Annotated in this window: 1 protein-coding gene; it reads right to left on the reverse strand. The window is 38.8% G+C overall.

Annotated features, from left to right (window positions below; translation table 11 throughout):
• On the reverse strand, positions 1-858 hold an 858-nt coding region (locus tag M3627_RS20385), incomplete at both ends, for a transposase (RefSeq protein ID WP_483315295.1).

Consider the following 858-nt stretch of genomic DNA (forward strand, 5'->3'; position numbering starts at 1 on the left):
GGAAAATTTCTAAATGATCTCGACGATAACGTGGGTATTTCTCGAGCACTTTCTCTATATACACCTTCGCTTTTTCTTCCTCTTCAAATGCTGATAAAAGTCCATTTTTTAATGCCTCGATACCTTTAGATCGATCCCTACCATGATTTCTATTCTTAATAAGAATACCTTTCTCCTTGCTGATTGTATGTTTGGCAATGACTTCACGATTCTTACTACTTCGGATGACCAACTGCTTGTTATTGGAGCCTTTTATTTCAAGGAACACCTGGTTATTTCCTTTTGTTTTGTAAGTACCTATCGGTACGGAGTATCGATTAGACTCAAATCTGACTGTGTTGTCCTTCATTACATTTCTTGTTATACTAGACTCATTCATACTTTCTATTGAAAGTAGGCTAGAGACCGGTTGTAAGTGTTGCTTTTCGAGGAGAAACACTTCTGCGGGTCTTTTTTTCGTTGTGTTATGCACATTGTGATTTCCAGTTCGTTCGAGCCATTGAAGCGCTCGTTCATTCCAGTCATCAATATCTTTAAAAACACGACTATCTGCGAAGTTTCCTTTGATAAATTTAACGACATTTTCAATCATTCCTTTTGATTCAGGGTCTGCTTTACGACATAGATGAACCCTAAAGTTCCGTTCTCTCACATACGATTGAAAATCGGTAGTCAGAATTAAATCACCAGCGTTCTCGCTAACCGAAAGTAAATGATCCTGATCGTATACTATTTCGTTAGGCATTCCCCCATAAAAGTGAAAGGCGTTTTCATGGCAGCGAATCGCATCTCTTGTTGTAAATGGTCGATCTTGCCATTCCATGTATTTGTGGCGTGAATGCGCCAAAACAAACGCGA

Origin of the sequence: Psychrobacillus sp. MER TA 171 (genome assembly GCF_023713305.1) — a bacterium.
In the GTDB taxonomy this organism is placed as follows: Bacteria; Bacillota; Bacilli; order Bacillales_A; family Planococcaceae; genus Psychrobacillus.